Here is a 2397-nt window from a genome sequence, read left to right on the forward strand (position 1 = left end):
CGCTCGCGGGCGTGCGTGCGCACGGCCGGCGGCTGGCCGCGACCGCGCTGGCGATCGTGCTGGGGGTGGCGTTCCTGACCACCACCGTGGCGGCGACCGAACGCATGGAGCGCGGCGTGCAGGAGCAGGTCGCGGCCGGGGTCGCCGACCGTGACCTCGTGGTGACCGACCCGACCGGCGAGCTCGCGGCCGAGGTGGTCGATGCCCTCCGCCGGGAGCCGGCGCTGGAGGTCATCGATACCACCCTGGTGGTGCCGGGACGCCGGGGCGGGGACGAGCACGCGCTCGCGGTGACCCCGCCCCGCGGTCCCGGCGTGGCGCTGCTGTCCGGGCACTGGCCGGACGCCGAGGCCGGGACGGTGGCGCTGTCGGTCACGACGGCCCGGGCGGCCGGCCTCGACGTGGGCGACGAGGTGACCTTCGTTCCCGACCACGGGCCGGCGGCCCAGGAGCAGGGACCCCGTAGCGGCGCCCGCACCGCCCGCGTCGCGGGCCTGATGGACGTCGGGCAGGCACCGCACCTGCTGGGCCAGGACGTCCTCGTGGTGCCGGAACCGGTGCTGCGCGGCTGGGCGCCGGCGAGCGGCTACCGGGAGGTGCTGCTGGACGCCGCCGCCGGGACCGACCCCGCGACGGCGCGGGCGGCGGTCGAGCAGCTGGCGCCGGGAGCGATCGTGCGCTCCGGGCCGGAGGAGGCCAGGCAGCGGGTGGCGCAGTCCACCGGCGGGTCGGACGTGCTGGGCTCGGTGCTGCTGGGCTTCGGGGCGGTGGCGCTGTGCACGACCGCACTGGTGATCGCGAACACCTTCGCGATCGTGCTGGCCCAGCGGGTCCGTGAGCTGGCGCTGCTGCGCTGCGTGGGGGCCACCCGGCGGCAGCTGCGGCGCAGCGTGCTGGTGGAGGCGGCGCTGCTGGGGTCGGTCGCCTCGGCGGCGGGCGTGCTGACGGGGCTGGGAGCGGCATGGGGGCTGGCTCGGCTGGTCACCGCCCAGGGCTGGGAGCTGGCGGTCGACGACGGGTTCCTCCTCAGCGCTGCGGCGCTGTGGCCGTGGCTTGCCGGGCTGCTGATCACCGTGCTGGCGGCCTGGTGGCCGACCCGGCGGGCCACCGCCGTGCCGCCGGTGCACGCGCTGCACCCCGGTGAGCTGGCGGCCCCCCGCTCGAGGGCGGGCACGTGGCGGCTGGCTGCCGGGGTGGTGCTGCTGCTGGCCGGTGCGGCCGGCCTGGCGCTCGCGGTCAGCGCCAGCTCGGTCACGGCCGGGATCGCCGGCGGGGTGCTCAGCTTCCTCGGCGTGCTCGTCCTGGCGGTGTGGCTGGTGCCGTGGCTGATCCGTGCGCTCGGGCGGCTGGCGGGGCGGGGCGTGCCGCGACAGGTGGCCCTGGACGGGGTCACCACCGCGCCCGGGCGGGCGGCCGCGGCCAGCGCGGCGCTGCTGGTGGGCGTCACCCTCGTGACGATGACCACGGTCGGGGCGGCGACCGCGGAGCGGACGGCGCTGCTGGAGATCGACGCGGCCAACCCGGTCGACGTCCTGGTCACCGGCGAGACGCACTGGGAGGAGGAGCCGCCCCGGGCCGTGGCGGTGCCCGGGCACGTCGCTACCGAGCTGGCGGGACTGGACGAGGTGAGGGCGGACCTGGCGGTGCCGGGCGCGCCGGTCTCGATCGAGGGCGGCGGGCTGCAGGAGGAGGCGCTGGCGCTCGGGGTCGACCCTGCCGAGGCCGCCCCACTGCTGCGGGACCCGGCTGCCCTCGCCGGGCTGAGCGAGGGAACCGTCGGTGCGCCGGCGGACCTGCTCGCCGCCCGCGGCCTCCCGACCGGCACCGACGTCACCGTGACCGGACCGGACGGCGCCACGACCACCGCGCGGGTGGTGCCGGTCGGTCTCGACCACGGCTGGGTCGCCCACCCGTCGGTGCTGGCCGAGGCGGCCCCCCAGGCGGCGACGGCCGGGGTGCTGCTGCGACTGGCGGACGGAGCCGACACCGGGGAGGCGCTCACCCGGGTGCAGCAGCTCACCGAGGGCGAGCAGCTGCTGGTCACCGGCGGGGCCGGTTCCCGGCACGCGCTGACCGAACAGCTGGACCTGCTGGTGCTGGTCACCACCGCCCTGCTGGGCGTGGCCGTGCTCATCGCACTGGTCGGGATCGGCAACACCCTCGCGCTGTCGGTGCTGGAGCGCGGGCGTGAGCACGCGCTGCTCCGGGCACTCGGCCTCGCCCGGGGCCAGCTGCGCGGTGCGCTCGCGCTCGAGGGGGTGCTGCTCGCGTTCGGCAGCGCGCTGCTGGGCACGCTGCTGGGCGTGCTCTACGCGTGGGCGGGGGTGCGGTCCGTGCTCCCGCCGGACGTGGCCATGACGCTCGCGCTCCCCGTGGGCCAGCTGGGCCTGGTGCTGC

The 2397-nt window shown here is 77.9% G+C and carries 1 protein-coding gene; it reads left to right on the plus strand.

Annotation, left to right across the window (positions count from 1 at the left end; all coding sequences use genetic code 11):
* On the plus strand, window positions 1-2397 hold a 2397-nt coding region (locus GFJ45_RS15865; protein WP_153399013.1), incomplete at both ends, for an FtsX-like permease family protein.

The sequence above is a fragment of the Ornithinicoccus halotolerans genome, from assembly GCF_009602535.1.
GTDB classification, from domain to species: Bacteria; Actinomycetota; Actinomycetes; order Actinomycetales; family Dermatophilaceae; genus Ornithinicoccus; species Ornithinicoccus halotolerans.